The 14,924-nt window shown below is 66.2% G+C and carries 13 protein-coding genes; 9 read left to right on the top strand and 4 right to left on the bottom strand.

What is annotated here, in order from left to right; genetic code table 11:
- Nucleotides 1-42: 42 nt before the first annotated feature.
- The 3 genes from OPU69_RS05885 to OPU69_RS05875 all read left to right on the top strand — a co-directional run bounded on the left by OPU69_RS05885 (nucleotide 43) and on the right by OPU69_RS05875 (nucleotide 2,402).
- Nucleotides 43-1,227 carry an aspartyl/asparaginyl beta-hydroxylase domain-containing protein gene (locus OPU69_RS05885; RefSeq protein ID WP_060978065.1) on the top strand — a complete coding sequence of 395 codons (1,185 nt, stop codon included), beginning with the start codon at nucleotides 43-45 and terminating at the stop codon, nucleotides 1,225-1,227.
- Nucleotides 1,228-1,384: 157 nt separating this feature from the next.
- Complete coding sequence (locus OPU69_RS05880; protein WP_498509742.1) at nucleotides 1,385-1,675, top strand: hypothetical protein; 291 nt, start codon at nucleotides 1,385-1,387, stop codon at nucleotides 1,673-1,675.
- A 52-nt stretch (nucleotides 1,676-1,727) separates the two neighbouring features.
- Nucleotides 1,728-2,402, top strand: coding sequence for a spermidine synthase (locus OPU69_RS05875; RefSeq protein WP_498509740.1), 675 nt, complete (start codon nucleotides 1,728-1,730; stop codon nucleotides 2,400-2,402).
- A gap of 6 nt (nucleotides 2,403-2,408) precedes the next feature.
- Here OPU69_RS05875 and OPU69_RS05870 read toward each other — a convergent pair whose 3' ends face one another.
- Nucleotides 2,409-3,662 carry a Coenzyme F420 hydrogenase/dehydrogenase, beta subunit C-terminal domain gene (locus OPU69_RS05870; protein WP_060978068.1) on the bottom strand — a complete coding sequence of 418 codons (1,254 nt, stop codon included), beginning with the start codon at nucleotides 3,660-3,662 and terminating at the stop codon, nucleotides 2,409-2,411.
- A gap of 139 nt (nucleotides 3,663-3,801) precedes the next feature.
- Here OPU69_RS05870 and OPU69_RS05865 point away from each other — a divergent pair, with 139 nt between their 5' ends.
- The 4 genes from OPU69_RS05865 to OPU69_RS05850 are packed head-to-tail and all read left to right on the top strand — an operon-like array spanning nucleotide 3,802 to nucleotide 8,103.
- The gene (locus OPU69_RS05865) at nucleotides 3,802-4,137 is read left to right on the top strand and encodes an STAS domain-containing protein (RefSeq protein WP_060978082.1); all 336 of its coding nucleotides are present in this window, start codon (nucleotides 3,802-3,804) and stop codon (nucleotides 4,135-4,137) included.
- Nucleotides 4,138-4,183: 46 nt separating this feature from the next.
- Entirely contained in the window at nucleotides 4,184-5,158 is a 975-nt protein-coding gene (locus OPU69_RS05860) for an MBL fold metallo-hydrolase (RefSeq protein WP_498509737.1), read from the top strand.
- Nucleotides 5,133-7,211: a CHASE2 domain-containing protein gene (locus tag OPU69_RS05855; protein ID WP_498509735.1), complete on the top strand. Its 2,079-nt coding sequence runs from the start codon at nucleotides 5,133-5,135 to the stop codon at nucleotides 7,209-7,211. Before OPU69_RS05860 ends, OPU69_RS05855 begins: the two co-directional genes overlap by 26 nt.
- A gap of 19 nt (nucleotides 7,212-7,230) precedes the next feature.
- Nucleotides 7,231-8,103, top strand: coding sequence for an HpcH/HpaI aldolase/citrate lyase family protein (locus OPU69_RS05850; RefSeq protein WP_498509733.1), 873 nt, complete (start codon nucleotides 7,231-7,233; stop codon nucleotides 8,101-8,103).
- Here the strand turns inward: OPU69_RS05850 and OPU69_RS05845 are convergent, their stop codons facing one another.
- Complete coding sequence (locus OPU69_RS05845; RefSeq protein ID WP_023839412.1) at nucleotides 8,104-8,268, bottom strand: DUF2256 domain-containing protein; 165 nt, start codon at nucleotides 8,266-8,268, stop codon at nucleotides 8,104-8,106.
- A gap of 100 nt (nucleotides 8,269-8,368) precedes the next feature.
- On the opposite strand from OPU69_RS05845, the gene OPU69_RS05840 reads away from it, so the two are divergent.
- Nucleotides 8,369-9,979: an amidase gene (locus tag OPU69_RS05840; protein ID WP_498509731.1), complete on the top strand. Its 1,611-nt coding sequence runs from the start codon at nucleotides 8,369-8,371 to the stop codon at nucleotides 9,977-9,979.
- 121 nt (nucleotides 9,980-10,100) lie between these two features.
- Here OPU69_RS05840 and OPU69_RS05835 read toward each other — a convergent pair whose 3' ends face one another.
- Nucleotides 10,101-11,612, bottom strand: a complete 1,512-nt coding sequence (locus OPU69_RS05835; protein WP_498509729.1) for an alkaline phosphatase family protein — start codon at nucleotides 11,610-11,612, stop codon at nucleotides 10,101-10,103.
- 154 nt (nucleotides 11,613-11,766) lie between these two features.
- On the opposite strand from OPU69_RS05835, the gene ppc reads away from it, so the two are divergent.
- Entirely contained in the window at nucleotides 11,767-14,457 is a 2,691-nt protein-coding gene (gene ppc / locus OPU69_RS05830) for a phosphoenolpyruvate carboxylase (protein WP_498509727.1), read from the top strand.
- A gap of 15 nt (nucleotides 14,458-14,472) precedes the next feature.
- Here the strand turns inward: ppc and OPU69_RS05825 are convergent, their stop codons facing one another.
- Nucleotides 14,473-14,892 (bottom strand): hypothetical protein, encoded by a 420-nt coding sequence (locus tag OPU69_RS05825; protein WP_498509725.1) that lies wholly within the window; start codon nucleotides 14,890-14,892, stop codon nucleotides 14,473-14,475.
- Nucleotides 14,893-14,924: the final 32 nt, after the last annotated feature.

The following is a 14,924-nucleotide window of genomic DNA, read 5'->3' as shown; positions in this document are numbered from 1 at the left end:
GGCAGCGTGGCAAGCAGGACGTGGTCGGGGGACTAGCAACATATGGCAGTAACTGCACAAAATGATCCGGTAGCGTTGAACAGCGCCGGGATGGCGGCTTTGCGCGAGGGACGCTTTGCCGAGGCTGCGCGCGCCTTCGAGGCAGCGACGCGGGCCGATCCGGCCGCTACCGCCTTGTGGCGCAATCTGGCGACGGCCCGCCGATCGCTTGGCGACGACCAGGGGGAGCTTGCCGCACTCGACGCCGCGCTCGACATCGATCGGCGTGATTTCATGGCGTGGCTGCGCAAGGCCGAGGCGCATCAGCGAACCGGCGACGACGCCAATGCGCTGGCAGCCTGGCAGGCTGTGCTTCAGCTTGCCGCGCATCTGGACCCGTTGCCCGATGCGCTGGTGCCCGTGCTGCAGGCGGGCCGGGATTTCTGCGCTGCCTGCACGAGCCGCATCGAATATCAGGTCATGGATGCGCTCGGCGACTTTCAGGCGCGCATGCCGACAACCGCCGGACGCCGGGCGCGTGCCTTTGTCGACGCCGCGATGGGCAAGCGCAAGATCTACACCAACGAATGCAACGGCCTGTGCTATCCTTTCTTGCCTGCGGACGAGTTTTTCGAGGAAGCGCATTTCCCCTGGTTTGCACAGGTCGAGGCCAGGACAGACGCCATTCGTGCGGAAATGCTGGCGCTTCTCGCCGATCCCGGCGATGCGCTGCGCCCCTATGTGCGGATGGAAAAGGGCGCGCCGCAGAGCAAATGGTCACCGCTCGACCAGTCGCTTGCCTGGGGCGCCTGCTTCCTGTGGGAATATGGCAAGCCCAATGCCGCCGTGCTGGAGCGCTGTCCCGCCACCGCGCAGGCGCTTAGCGGAATCCCGCAGAGCATCATCCCCGGCCGCGCGCCGACCGCCTTTTTTTCGATCCTCAAACCGCGCACCCGCATTCCGCCGCATACCGGCGTCACCAACACCCGCGCGATCGTCCACCTGCCGCTGATCGTTCCCGATAGTTGCGGCTTTCGGGTGGGCGGCGAAACGCGCGAATGGAAGGTCGGCACGGCCTTCGCGTTTGACGATACCATCGAGCACGAAGCGTGGAACGACAGCGACGAGATGCGCGCCGTCCTGATCTTCGATGTGTGGAACCCGCATCTCACGCCCGAGGAGCAGGAAGTGATCGCAGGCTATTTCGCTGCAGCCGATGCAACCGGTTTCAATACCAATCTGGATTAACCTTGCTGCGCGCGCACAAATTTGCGGTTTTTTTCAATATCCGTTGATGATACGGTCTGGGCATGAAAGCATGCTGGCGGCCTTGCCCTCGGCTGCGTTGAACATCAACCTGCGCTCGCCCCCAGCGGCTTTTGCGCCAATCGACGGATGACACAGCATGAAGAAGACTGCGATGATTCTGGCTGCCGCCGCCTCGTGCCTCAGCATGCCGCTCACTGCGGTCAGCGTGTACGCCAAGCAGCCGACGAACAAGGAAGACCCGCAGTCGGATGACAACAAGATCCGTTGTCGCAAGATCGAGTCGACCGGTTCACTGATCAAGAAGAGCAAGGTCTGCAAGACCGTGGCGGAATGGCGCATGATCAGCACGAAGGGCAACCAGAACGTGCGCGACTTGGTCGAATCGGGCCAGATCTGCGCTGGCGGGCCTTGCGTTGGCGGCAACTGACACGCAAATTCTTGCCCCGCATTGCTGACCTCGGCGGGTCGGGCCTGACCCGATGATCCCGCGCGAACTCATCGCCACGGCTCAGGTGCCGGGAGGAGACGAGCCGCTGCGTCTGATCCGCAGGGGCAGCGAATATTCGATCATGCTCGGCGCGAACGAGTTGATGAACAGTCGGCTCAGCGGCTCCGAGGAGGCGATGAGCACGCTCGCCGCTGCACGAATCGCCGGGGTGGCCGCGCCGCGCGTGCTGATCGGCGGGCTTGGCATGGGATTTACTTTGCGCACCGCCCTGCGGGCGTTCGGCACCCGCGCATCGATCGAGGTGGCAGAGCTGGTCCCCGAGATCGTCGACTGGGCACGCGGGCCGATGGCGCATCTGCACGCAGGCACGCTCGACGAGCCGCGCGTCAGCATTCATATCGGTGATGTCGGCGCTCTGATCCGCAACAGCGCTGGGCGCCTCGATGCCATCCTGCTCGATGTCGACAACGGCCCGGACGGGCTGTCGCGCGAAGGCAACGATGCGCTCTATACCGCACAAGGGCTGCAACACGCTCGGGCTGCGCTGAGGCCCGGCGGCGTGCTGGCGGTGTGGTCGAGCGGCCCCGATCCGCGCTTCACCTCAAGCTTGCGCAAGGCCGGCTTTGCGGTGGAGGAGGAAATTGTCCGGGCACGGCGGACCGGCGGCGGCGCGCGGCACACGATCTGGCTGGCGCAGCGCCGCTGACCCGGCTCACAGGTCGGGCGTATGCCGCTCGTCGCTTCGCTCGCCGGGGCGCGGTTCCAGTCCGTAGCGCTTGACCAGGTCCCAGACATGATCGGGGATCATCGATTTCATCCGCGCCGGGGCCGATCGGCGCAAGTGCAGCACGGTCTCGATCGCCTTCATCTCGACCCTTGCACGCGCGAATTCCGCCCCGCGCGGCCCGATGCGCGGCATCAGCCAGCCAAAGATCCCGCGCAGCACCTTGGGCATGCGGCGCAGCGGCAGGCCGCCCGCGGCGCGCTCGGTATTCGCCAGAAAGCCCTTGACCGGCCCGGCGCGATTGCCCGCGCTGGTAATATCGCGGGTGCGCAGTTCCTGTCCCAGCAGCTCGACCAGTTCCTCGCCGCGCTCATTGCGCACCACCAGCCATTGCTTGCCGCCGCCTGCCATATAGCCGATCGTGATATCGGCCAGGACGTTGGTATAGTCGACACAGGTACGGCAGGTCAGCGGGAAGAAGTCCGAAGGCAGATCGGCAATCGGCAGCTGCAGGAAGGGCACTTCGCGCACGCTGCCATCGTCGAAGCGCAGTTCGACATGATAGTCGGAGCGGAACTCGAGATAGCAGATGCTCTCCGGCGCATCCGACAGCAGCTTCAGGAACAGGTGGAAATTCTCGGTCGTGGTGTTGTCGGCGCACGGTGTTCCGATCACGTAGATCCGCTCGAAACCCAGCTCGGCCTCGAGCGCACGCAGCGCGTGCACCTGGCAGGGAATGCCGATGAGCGCGATCCGCTTGTGTCCTGCCGCGCGCGCCGGTTCGAGCAGCGCCAGCAGCGGCGCATAGCCCATGCGCATCCCGCGCACCCCGGCCATGTCCTCTGCCCGGGTGATCAGGACCGGATTGGGCCGCCAGCGATCCTCGGGATGCGGCCCGATCGCCAGCACGGCATCGACCGCGCCGGTTTCCAGCAACCGCTCGCCCAGTCGGGACACGATTCCAGTCCATTGCGCCCCGGGCGACGGCGTGATCAGTTCGCCCGCGACCATGCGACGAAAGGGGCCGAAGAACAGCTCATCGGGCCGCCCGGGATCGCGCGTGCGACCATGCACCTGGCGCTCGAGCGCTTCGTAGTCCGGCTTGAGAAACTGGCAGACACGGCCGCAGGCCTTGGGATCGCTGCTGCGCGAAATGCCGCAATCGGTGCACAGACGGCGCGGGGCCGCAGGCGCGAATCCTTGCAGTTCGGCAAAGCGTATGTCGGTTTCCCCCTGGGCCATTACGTGGCTTCTTACCCCCCTTTTGCCCATCACGACACAATTTTCCCGTTATTGTACAGGCTGTAACGGCAACATTCGGGGCAACTTCCCACACGGTGAATTTGCCGCTAAGTTCAAGCCCATGCGAAAGGCGGAAAACATGCAGTGGTCCAGTAGCGAGCAGCAGGGATGCGTGGTTGCCAGCCCCGATGGCCGCGTGGATGAGGCAACGGCCGAGGCGTTTACCGAACATCTGGCCGCCAGCGTGACCATGGCCGCCGATTCGCCGGGCAAGAAGCTGATCGTCGATTTTGCTGGGCTCGATTACATGTCGTCGCGCGGTCTGCGCGCGCTGACGCTCGCCAAGCGCCAGGCCGACGCGGCCGGCGTCGCGATGGCGCTGGCGCGCCCTAACGCGGTGATGCGCGAAATTCTGGCGATCAGCCGGTACGACAAGCTGTTCGCGGTCTCGGACAGCATCGAGGCCGCAATCTAGCACGCCGGCGACACGGGGACGCCGCGCAACAAGCAGGGGGGATGCGATGCTGGTCCGTTTCTGGGGAACACGGGGCTCCTTGCCCGTCGCCGCCACCGCATCGATCGTGCAGGACAAGGTCGCCCACGCGCTGCTCGCCGCATCGGACCGCAGCTTTGCCGATATCGAGGAAGCGCGCCGCTTTGCCCAGGGCGAGCTGGATTTCGCCATCAGCGGGACATTCGGCGGGGCCACCACCTGTGTGGAGATCGAGGCGGGCGATCCTGCGAATGGCGACCCCTACATCATCTGCGACATGGGCAGCGGGCTGCGCGGCTTCGGTCTCGATGCGATGCGTCGCTGCGCTGCCGGTCATGCGCGGGTCTATCACTTCTTCATGTCGCACCTGCATTGGGACCATATCATGGGCTTCCCGTTCTTCGTGCCGGCGTTCGACCCCAATGCGCATATCGTCATCCATGCCGGGCACGAGGATGCCGAAGAGGCGCTGCGCCGCCAGCAGGAGGAAATCTCCTTCCCGGTCAAGTTCGACTGGCTGCGCGCTAAAATCGAGTTCCGCACGCTCAAGGTGGGCGAGACCTATCAGATCGGCGCGGTGCAGGTGGAGCTAATGGAGCAGCACCATTCGCACAGCAGCTTCGGTTATCGCTTCACCGATGCCGAGGGCAAGGTGGCGGTGTTCAGCACTGACAGCGAGCACAAGCTCGACCGGATGGAGGGCGAGGCCGATGTCGAACAGTTCTTCCGTGCGGCGGACCTGGTCATCTGCGACACGATGTATTCGCTCGCCGACAGCGTTTCGATGAAGGAAGACTGGGGCCATTCCAGCAACATCGTCGCGATCGACCTGTGCCATGGCGCGCGGGCGAAGCGGCTGGCGCTGTTCCACCACGAACCGGTCTATTCGGACGCCGATATCGCGCGCATGCACGCCGAGAGCGTGCGCTACGAGGAGCTGACCCGCGAGCACGATCCGCTGGAGGTGCTCTGCGCCTATGATGGCCTCGAAGTCCAGCTCTAGCGCGGTTCGGATCAGCAATCCTCCGCGCAGCCTGTGGCTCGCGGCGCTGGTCGGATTCGTACTGGCCGCCCTGCTCAGCCTCGCACTGGGCGCGCGCGAGCAGAATATCGTGTTCGATGGCTGGCAGCGCATGGCCCCGCGCGACCTTTCCGAAAGTCAGGTCCGCATTGTCGCGATCGGCGATGAAAGCCTGGAGGTGATCGGCAGCTGGCCCTGGCCGCGCCGCGTGCTGGCAACGATGACCCGGCGCATCGCGCAGGGTGGCGCAGCAGCGATCGGCTTCGACATCCTGTTCGTCGAGCCCGACGCGGTCAGCCCGACGCGCTTTTCGCGGCTCTATGCGCCCGACGACCCGGCGATCAAGGCGTGGATGGACGGCCTGGACAGCATGGACAGCGACTTTGCCGACGCGATCAGCGCCGCGCCGGTGGTTCTGGGCCGCGCAGGCGTGAGGCTCGGCGGGGTCGACCCGGCGGGCCTTACCCAATGGGCGACGATCAGCGGGTCCCCGCCACCTGCCCTGCCCCGCTATCCGCTGGTGCAGAGGAATCTCGAGGCGCTGGAGGCGCGCGCACCGGGCTTCGGCCTGCTCAACGGCGCGCCCGATGGCGATGGCGTGGTGCGCAGCGTGCCGCTGGTCATGAAGACCGGCGAAGCGCTGGCGCCCGGGCTGGCGCTGGAAATGATGCGTGTCGCCATCGAGCAGCGCACCGGCACCGATCCCGAGATCACGCTGACGCCCGGCAATGTGACGATCGGCCAGCGCCGCATACCGGTGGACGATTCCGGGCGGATGCGGCTGCATTTCGCCGAAATTCCCGAGGCGCATGTCTATTCCGCGATCGAGATCATGTCGGAGGAATTCGACCTGTCGCAGCTCGACGACAAGATCGTCGTCGTCTCGCTGACCGCAGAGGGCACGCAGGACATCGTCGCAACGCCCTTGGGATCGGAGATGTTCGGCGTGCTGGTCCAGGCCCAGGCGGCCGATACGATCAACCGCGGCGGCTGGCTGGTGCGACCGTCGGCCAGCAAGGCGGCCGAATGGGGTGTCGGCGTCGGGCTCGCCATCATCCTGCTGCTGCTCGCCACCGGCCAGGCCCCGGCGCGCAGCCGCTGGCTGGTGCTGCTGGGTGCGGCGGCAAGCCTGCCGCTGGCGAGCTGGCTGCTATTCCGCTTTGGCGACCTGCTGTTCGATCCGATCCGCCCCTTGCTGCTCGGCAGCGGCAGCGCGCTTGCGGTGTTCGCGGCGCTGTTCAACGAGGCACGGCGCGAGCGCGCGGCGCTGCGCGATGCGCAGAACCGCAGCGAGGGCGAGCTGGACGCGGCCCGCTCGATCCAGCTCGGCATGCTGCCCGATCGCGCCGCGCTGGCAAGGCTCGACCCGCGCATCGATATCGCCGCGCAGCTCGAGGCGGCCAAGTCGGTCGGCGGCGATTTCTACGACATCATCCGGCTCGATCACGACCGTATCGTCATCCTGATCGCCGATGTCACCGGCAAGGGCGTGCCCGCCGCGCTGTTCATGGCGCTGTCCAAGGCCTTGTCGCGCAGCGTGATGCTGCGCGCGCCCGGCGAGCTTGCCGATGCCGCCGCGCAGCTCAACGAGGAGCTGATGCGCGACAGCGGCGATGCGCTCGGCCTCACCATGCTGCTGGGGATCATCGACCTTTCGACCGGGCGCGCCGAGTTCGTCAATGCGGGCCATGACAATCCGCTGCGCATCACCACCGACGGGCAGGTGATCGAGGAGGCGATGGAGGGCGGCCCGCCCTTCTGCATCATGGACTATCCCTGGCCCGCCGAGGAAATCGTGCTGCAGCCCGGCGAGGCCCTGGTGCTGATCACCGATGGCGTGACCGAGGCGCAGAACCGGCAGGATGAGCTGTTCGGCAATGATCGCACCCGCGCTGCGCTGCTTGCCGACCAGAGCAGCGCCACCGCGATGGTCGCGAGCCTGCGCGGCGCGGTGCGCAGCTTCGAGGACGGCGCGGATGCGAGCGACGACCTGACCGTGGTTGCCTTCCGCTATCTGGGTGCTAATCCCGCCTGATCACCGGCAGGAGGCCCCGATGTCCGATACCGCACGTCCCCGGCGCAGCGCGCTCTACATGCCCGCATCGAACCAGCGGGCCCTCGCCAAGGCGCGCAGTCTTCCTGCCGATGTCATCATCCTCGACCTCGAGGATGCGGTCGCCCCCGAGGCCAAGGAGGACGCGCGGGCAGCGGCAATTGCCGCGGCAGCAGAGGGCGGGTTCGGCCATCGCGAGCTGATTATCCGCATCAACGCGCTCGATACGCCCTGGGGGCAGGATGACCTTGCCGCCATAGCAAAGGGGGATATCGACGGCGTGCTGGTGCCCAAGGTGATGCGCCCCGCCGACATCACTGCGTGCAATGCCGCGCTCGCCGAGGCACCCTCGCGCCTCAAGCTCTGGGCGATGATCGAGACCTGCGCGGTGGTGCCGCATCTCGATGCGCTGGCGGCGCTCGGAGGGTCGACCCGGCTGGCGGCCTTCGTGATGGGGGTGAACGATCTCGCCAAGGAGATGCGCGCGCGGTTGACGCCCGAACGCACGCCCTTCCTGCCGATCCTGACGCTCGCGGTGGCAGCGGCGCGCGCGCATGGCGTCGCGATCCTTGATGGCGTGTGCAACGAGTTTCGCGACCTCGCCGTGTTCGAGGCCGAGGCGCGCCAGGGGCTAATGTTCGGCTTCGACGGCAAGACGCTGATCCATCCCGATCAGGTTGCGCCGTGCAATGCGGTCTTCTCCCCCGGCGAGGAGGAACTGGCCTGGGCGCAGGCCGTCATCGCTGCGTTCGCCTTGCCCGAAAATGCCGGCAAGGGCGCGATCCGGGTCGAGGGGAAAATGGCCGAGCTGCTTCATCTGGAACAGGCGCGGCAGCTGGTGGCGATCGCGGAGCGGGTTGCCGCCTTGGGCTAATCAGCCCGCGCGGTTCTTGCGGCGCAAATCGCCCTTGCAGCGTTCGGAACAGGTCTTCACATTGTCCCAGTCGCGGGCCCATTTCTTGCGCCAGGCAAAGGGCCGCCCACAGGCTTCGCAGACCTTCTCGGGCAGGGTCGACTTGGTATAGCGCTTGTCCGGCATGGGCGGCGATATGGGCGTGGGCGGGGGCGTGCGCCAGAGGCAGCGCAAAAATCGCATGCCCCATCTTGCCGGGCCGCCGGTGCGCGCTATCGTGGCGCCCATGCGCACCTTTGCCCTGGCTCTTGCCGCCCTCACCCCCATCGCTGCCCATGCCCAGACGGAGCCCCCGCGCATCGCGCGCCTGGCGGTTCAGGTCGAGGAGAAATCGATCCCCGAGCTGGCCGCGATGCTGCGGACCGGCGCGGTCAGCAGCGAGATACTGGTCCGGGCCTATATGGATCGAATTGCAACGCTGGACCGCCAGGGACCGATGCTCAACAGCGTAATCGCTGTCATGCCCGGCGCGATCGAGGACGCCCGCACCCTCGACGCCGAGCGCAAGGCCGGAAAACTGCGCGGCCCGCTGCATGGCATTCCAGTGCTGATCAAGGACAATATCGAGGCGAAGGGCCCCATCCCCACCACCGCCGGATCGACCGCGCTGCTCGCCAATGTCACCGACCGCGATGCGCCGCTGGTCGAACGGCTGCGCGCCGCCGGGGCGATCATCCTGGGCAAGACCAACCTGTCGCAATGGGCCAATATCCGCTCGAACGATTCGGTCAGCGGCTGGTCGAGCGTCGGCGGGCTGGTGAAAAACCCCTATGCGCTCGACCGCAACGCCTGCGGCTCGTCCTCGGGCAGCGGCGCGGCTGCGGCGGCAAGCCTTGCGGCGGCGACGATCGGGACCGAGACCGACGGGTCGATCATCTGCCCCTCGTCCATCAATGGCCTGGTCGGGTTCAAGCCAACGCTCGGCCTGGTCTCGCGCACGCACGTGATCCCGATCAGCCATAGCCAGGATACGGCGGGTCCGATGGCGCGCTCGGTCACCGACGCGGCGCTGCTGCTGACGGCGCTGGCCGGGACCGACCCAGCCGATCCGGCGACTGCAGAGGCCGACAAGCGCAAGACCGATTATGCGGCGGGGCTGTCGCCCGATTATCTCAAGGGCGTGCGCATCGGCGTGCTGATGGACCGGCGCGGCGGCAACGCAAAGGTTCAGGCGGCCTTTGCCGGGGCGCTCGAGAGGCTGAAAGCCGCCGGTGCCGAACTGGTCGAGATCGCGGACCGCCGCACCGGGCTCGAAGGGTTGGGCGAGGCCGAGTTCAAGGTGCTGATGGTCGAATTGAAGGCCGACCTGAACGCCTATCTAGCGACCACACCGCCTGAGGTGACCGCGCGCACGCTCAAGCAGGTGATCGCCTTCAACACCGCGAATGCCGAAACCGAACTGGCCTGGTTCGACCAGTCGCTTTTCGACCTCGCCGAAAGCCAGAAGGGGCTGGATGACCCCGAATATAAGGAGGCACTGGCCAAGGCAAAACGGCTGGCAGGCGCAGAGGGCATCGACAAGCTGCTGAACACCCACAATGTCCGCTTCCTGATCGGTCCCAGCAATGCGCCCGCTTGGGTGAGTGACCTGGTCAATGGCGATCACAGCATCGGCCCCAGCCAGAGCCAGCTGCCTGCGGTCGCGGGTTATCCGCACATCACCGTGCCGATGGGGCTGGTCGCCGGGCTGCCGGTCGGCCTGTCGATCATCGGCGGACAATGGCAGGACCATGAGGTGATCAAGGCGGGGTACGCGTTCGAACAGGCAAGCAAGGCGCGGGTCGCGCCGAGCTATGCACGAAGCGCGGATGCGAAGGCGGATCCGATAGGGAAGTAACTGGTCACCCTCACCCTTCCCACCCCGCTTCGCGGTGCGGGCCCCTTCCCTCTCCCGGCGGGAGAGGGAGGGAGCGCCGAAGGCGCGGAAGGGTGAGGGCGACGCGCGATTGCGTGTCCGATCAAAGCCCCAGAATGTGCTTTGCGATGTGGTAGATCGTGTGCTGCTCGATCGTGCCGTGGAACAGTTGCGCCTGCGGCCCCGCCGCCTTGACCACGACATCCTCGCCGCCATGCGTCTCGCCCGAGGTCGGCACCAGCGACTGCTGCAGATAGTTGAGCGCCTCGGTATCCTCCTGCGCGGGGTCGGCGCGTTGTTCGCCTACCTTGGCACCGGGGCCGTTGGCATAGCCTAATGTCGTGTACGCCTTGCCGTCCTTGGCGGTGATCGGCTCGCCGTCCTCGGTCACGCTGGCCAGCCCGAAGATCGAATTGCCGCGCGGCGGATAGCCCGCAATCGTGAACACATGGCTGTGATCGGCGGTGACCAGCACCAGCGTCTCGTCCAGATTGACCATCTCCAGCGCCTTGGCGATCGCCGCATCGAACGCGACGGTGTCGTCGAGCGCACGGTGCGCGTTGCCGCCATGATGCGCATGGTCGATTCGCCCTCCTTCGACCATCAGCACATAGCCCTGCTCTGACGTGCCGAGCTTCTTCACCGCCAGCTCGACCATCTCGGCCAGCGCAGGCTCACCCGCCTTGTCGCCCGCGCGATCGGCTTCGAACTGCATGTGGCTGGGTTCGAACAGGCCGAAGACCGGCGCGCTGTCCGCCGGGTTCAGCGCCGCGAACTGCGCCGCGTTCCAGACATACTGGCCCCTGGGGTGCTTCTTCTTCCATTCGGCGATCAGGTCGCGGCCATCGGCGCGGCTGCCCTTCTTGCCGGCATATTCGGGATCGGTCTGGTCCTTGGGCATGAACGCGGCGCGGCCACCGCCGAGCACCAGCTTCAGCCCCTTGGCATGCGGCCATTCGACCAGCTGGCGCGCGATGTCGCTGCAGGTCGCACCGGCGGGCAGCTCGCTGTCCGCTTCCCAGTTGCGGTCGACGCTGTGCGCATAGGTCGAGGCGGGCGTCGCATGGGTGATGCGCGCGGTGGAAATGACGCCGAGCGCCTTGCCCGCGCTTTCTGCCTGTTCGAACAATGTCGGCACGTCCTTGCCCGCCGCCGTTTCGCATTTGCCGCGCAGCGCCGCCGGCGCGACCGACAGCATGCCTGATCGCGTCTTGGTGCCCGTCACCAGCGCGGTAGCGGTCGCGGCGGAATCGGCGACCTGGAAGTCATGGCTATAAGTCTTCACCATCGCCGAATAGGGCATGGCATCAATCGCGGTCTCATTCGATTCGCCGTCGCGCCCGGCCTTCTGGCCCTCCCAGATGCGCCCGGCGGTCAGCGTGCTGACGCCCATGCCGTCGCCGATGAAGATGATGAGGTTCTTTGCCTTGCCGGTGCGCGCTGGCATTGCCAGCCGCGCCTGTAGCTGCGCCTGGCCCTGTGCGGCATAATCGGCTGCGGTCTGCTCGCCCCGCTCCTTGTCCGGCGCGGCTTCCTTGGGTGCATTGTGCTGAGCCAGCACCGGCGCCGACCAAAGGGCGGCGAGGCACAACAGGGTGGCAAGCGGGCGGTTCATGGCGCAATCTCCTCCAAAGCTGCCGCCGCTCTGTCACGAAGCCATGACAAATTCGAGACTTTTCGGGACTGCATGCGCCCAATTGGTTACAATCGATTGCATCAGTCCTGCACACATACTTGACCCGATCCATTTTGCAGCGCAGCATGCGCGCATGGCCGACATTGACACCGCTCCCCCCGCCCCGATCAGTCAGAACCCCGATATCCGCTATCTCGGCCGTATATTGGGCGACGTCATCCGCGCCTATGGCGGCGAAAAGCTGTTCCGACAGACCGAATATATCCGCTCGGCCAGTGTCGACCGGCATCGCGGAATCGTTGGCGCGGACGAGATCGATACCGGGCTGGAGGCGCTCAATCTCGACGATACGCTGGCCTTCGTGCGCGGCTTCATGCTGTTCTCGATGCTCGCCAACCTCGCCGAGGACCGGCAGGGCGTGGCGCAAGAAAAGGGCGCGACCCTCGCCGAGGCGGTCGAGCGACTGCGCGAGCATGGTGTCAGCGACACCGCAATCGGCGACCTGCTGGGTCACAGCCTGATCGTTCCCGTGTTGACCGCGCACCCGACCGAGGTGCGGCGCAAGTCGATGATCGATCACAAGAACCGCGTCGCCGACCTCATGAAGCTGCGCGACGCGGGGCTGAACGAGACCCCCCATGGCGACCGGATCGACGAGGCGCTCCACCGGCAGATCGCGCTGCTCTGGCAGACCCGCCCGCTGCGCCGCGAACGGCTGTTCGTCGCCGACGAGGTCGAAAATGCGCGCGCCTATATGCAGGACGTGTTCCTGCCCGTGCTGCCGATGCTGTATGCACGATGGGAACGCGTGCTCGGCCATCGCCCGCCTGCCTTTCTGCGGCTGGGCAGCTGGATCGGCGGCGACCGCGACGGCAATCCTTTCGTCACCGCAGAGGCGCTGCGCCACGCGCTCGGACGGCAGGCGGAAACCGCGATCGTCCATTATCTGGATGGCGTCCACGCGCTGGGCCAGGATCTCAGCATCGCCACCGGCCTGTCGCAGACCCCCGACGCCGTGCAGGCGCTTGCCGAAAGGAGCGGCGACAATGCGCCGAGCCGCGCAGACGAGCCCTATCGTCGCGCATTGGCCGGCATTTACGCCCGGCTGTGCGCCACGCATGTGGCGCTGACCGGCAAGCAGCCGCCGCGACCCTCTGTTATCGAAGGCGAAGCCTATGCCACGCCCGGCGAGCTGCGCCACGATCTGGCGGTGCTGGCCAATGGCCTCGCCGATGATGGCGCGGGGCTGCTGGCGAGCGGCGGCGCGCTCGGGCGGCTGATCCGCGCGGTCGAAGTGTTCGGCTTCCACCTCGCGACGCTCGACCTTCGCCAGAACAGCGACGTGCACGAGCGCGTGGTCGGCGAGCTGCTCAAGGTCGCGGGCGTATGCGAAGACTATGCCGCGCTGGACGAAGCCGCGCGCATCGCGTTGCTGCGTGCCGAGCTCGGCCATGCGCGGCTGCTGATCAACCGCTGGCACGATTATGGCGAGGAAACGGTCAAGGAGCTCGCGATCGTCGAGGCGGCGGCGCAGGCGCACGCGCTCTACGGCCCGCAGGCGATCACCGCCTACAATATTAGCAAGGCCGAAAGCGTCTCGGACATGCTGGAGGTCAACCTGCTGCTCAAGGAAGCTGGACTGTTCCGCCCCGGTCCCGTGCCGCAGGCCGCGATCATGGCGGTGCCGCTGTTCGAAACGATCGGCGACCTCGAGAACGCGCCGCAGATCATGCGCGCCTATTTCGCGCTGCCCGAGATTGCCGCTCTGGTAAAGGCGCGCGGCTATCAGGAGGTGATGGTCGGCTATTCGGACAGCAACAAGGATGGCGGCTATCTCACCTCCACCTGGTCGCTCAACCATGCCAGCCGCGCGCTGGCCAAGGTGTTTGCCGAGACCGGTATCGCGATGCAGCTGTTCCACGGGCGTGGCGGCGCGGTCGGGCGCGGCGGCGGATCGAGCTTTGCCGCGATCCGCGCGCAACCCAAGGGCACGGTGCAGGGCCGCATCCGCATCACCGAACAGGGCGAGGTCATCGCGGCCAAATACGGCACGGTGGAAAGCGCCGAGCTGAATCTCGAGGCGATCACCTCGGCCGCGCTGATCGCGACGCTCGACCATGATGGCCTCAGCGAGGCCGACGAGACGCGCTTTGCCGCAGCGATGGACATGATCTCGCGCGATGCCTTCCGCGCCTATCGCGGGCTGGTCTATGGCACCGAGGGTTTCAACCAGTTCTTCCGCGCTGCCACGCCGATCAGCGAGATTGCCGATCTGAAGATCGGATCGCGCCCCGCCAGCCGATCGAAAAGCCAGCGGATCGAGGATCTCCGCGCCATTCCCTGGGTGTTCAGCTGGGCACAGGCGCGCATCATGCTGCCCGGCTGGTACGGCGTGGGCCAGGCGCTGGGCGGCTTTGCTGACAAGGCGCTGCTCTCCGACATGGCGCAGGGCTGGCCCTTCTTCCAGGCGCTGCTCGGCAATATGGAGATGGTGCTGGCCAAGTCGGACATGACCATCGCGCGCCATTATGCCGGGCTGGTGCCCGACGAGGGCTTGCGCGAGCTTGTCTTCGGGGAAATCCGCACCGGCTGGCAGGCCGCGCATGACAATCTGCTGAGCGTGACGGGCCAGTCGCGGCTGCTGGCGAACAACCCCGCGCTCGACACCTCGATCCGGCTGCGCCTGCCCTATATCGAGCCCTTGAACCTGCTGCAGATCGAACTGATCAAGCGCCACCGCGCAGGCGAGGCGGACGAGCGGATATCCGAGGGCATCCAGCTGTCGATCAACGCGATCGCGACGGCGCTGCGGAACAGCGGGTGATGGGTTTAGGAAGCGCTATCTGATTTCGGTGCTGCCGCGACCGTGCGGGAAGACGATCCTTTTCGCGCCGAACGCAGCCTGAGCCGTGCCGCGCCATCGGTCGAGCTCGGGAATGTCGGTCTCGATGTCTTCGGGATAGAGATAGGTGATCTGCACATCGCCACCGCGGACAAGATAGTGCATCTCGTCCCAGCGGCTGCTGAGCGGCTCCAGGACCCAGAGCTCTAGCAGCGTATCGCGATATTTTTCATAATCGGGCTGCGCGAAGGCGATATAACTGCCACGATCGAGGAAACGCGCGAGGCTGATGTACCGACTTTCAACTAACGCGATAAACAGCGTGCCCAGCGGACTGAAACTGGTCTCTGCGCGCAGGGTCGAGGCGAGATCGGCGATAAGTTCGCCTTTCCATCGCCTGGGCCCCACGTTCCACATTGTTTCCCCCTGTCAAACACTAGGCACGGCTC

The organism is Blastomonas sp. 34TW, from assembly GCF_059803595.1.
Note: the sequence above shows the minus strand (reverse complement) of the source record. Positions and strands in the feature narration are given on the sequence as shown.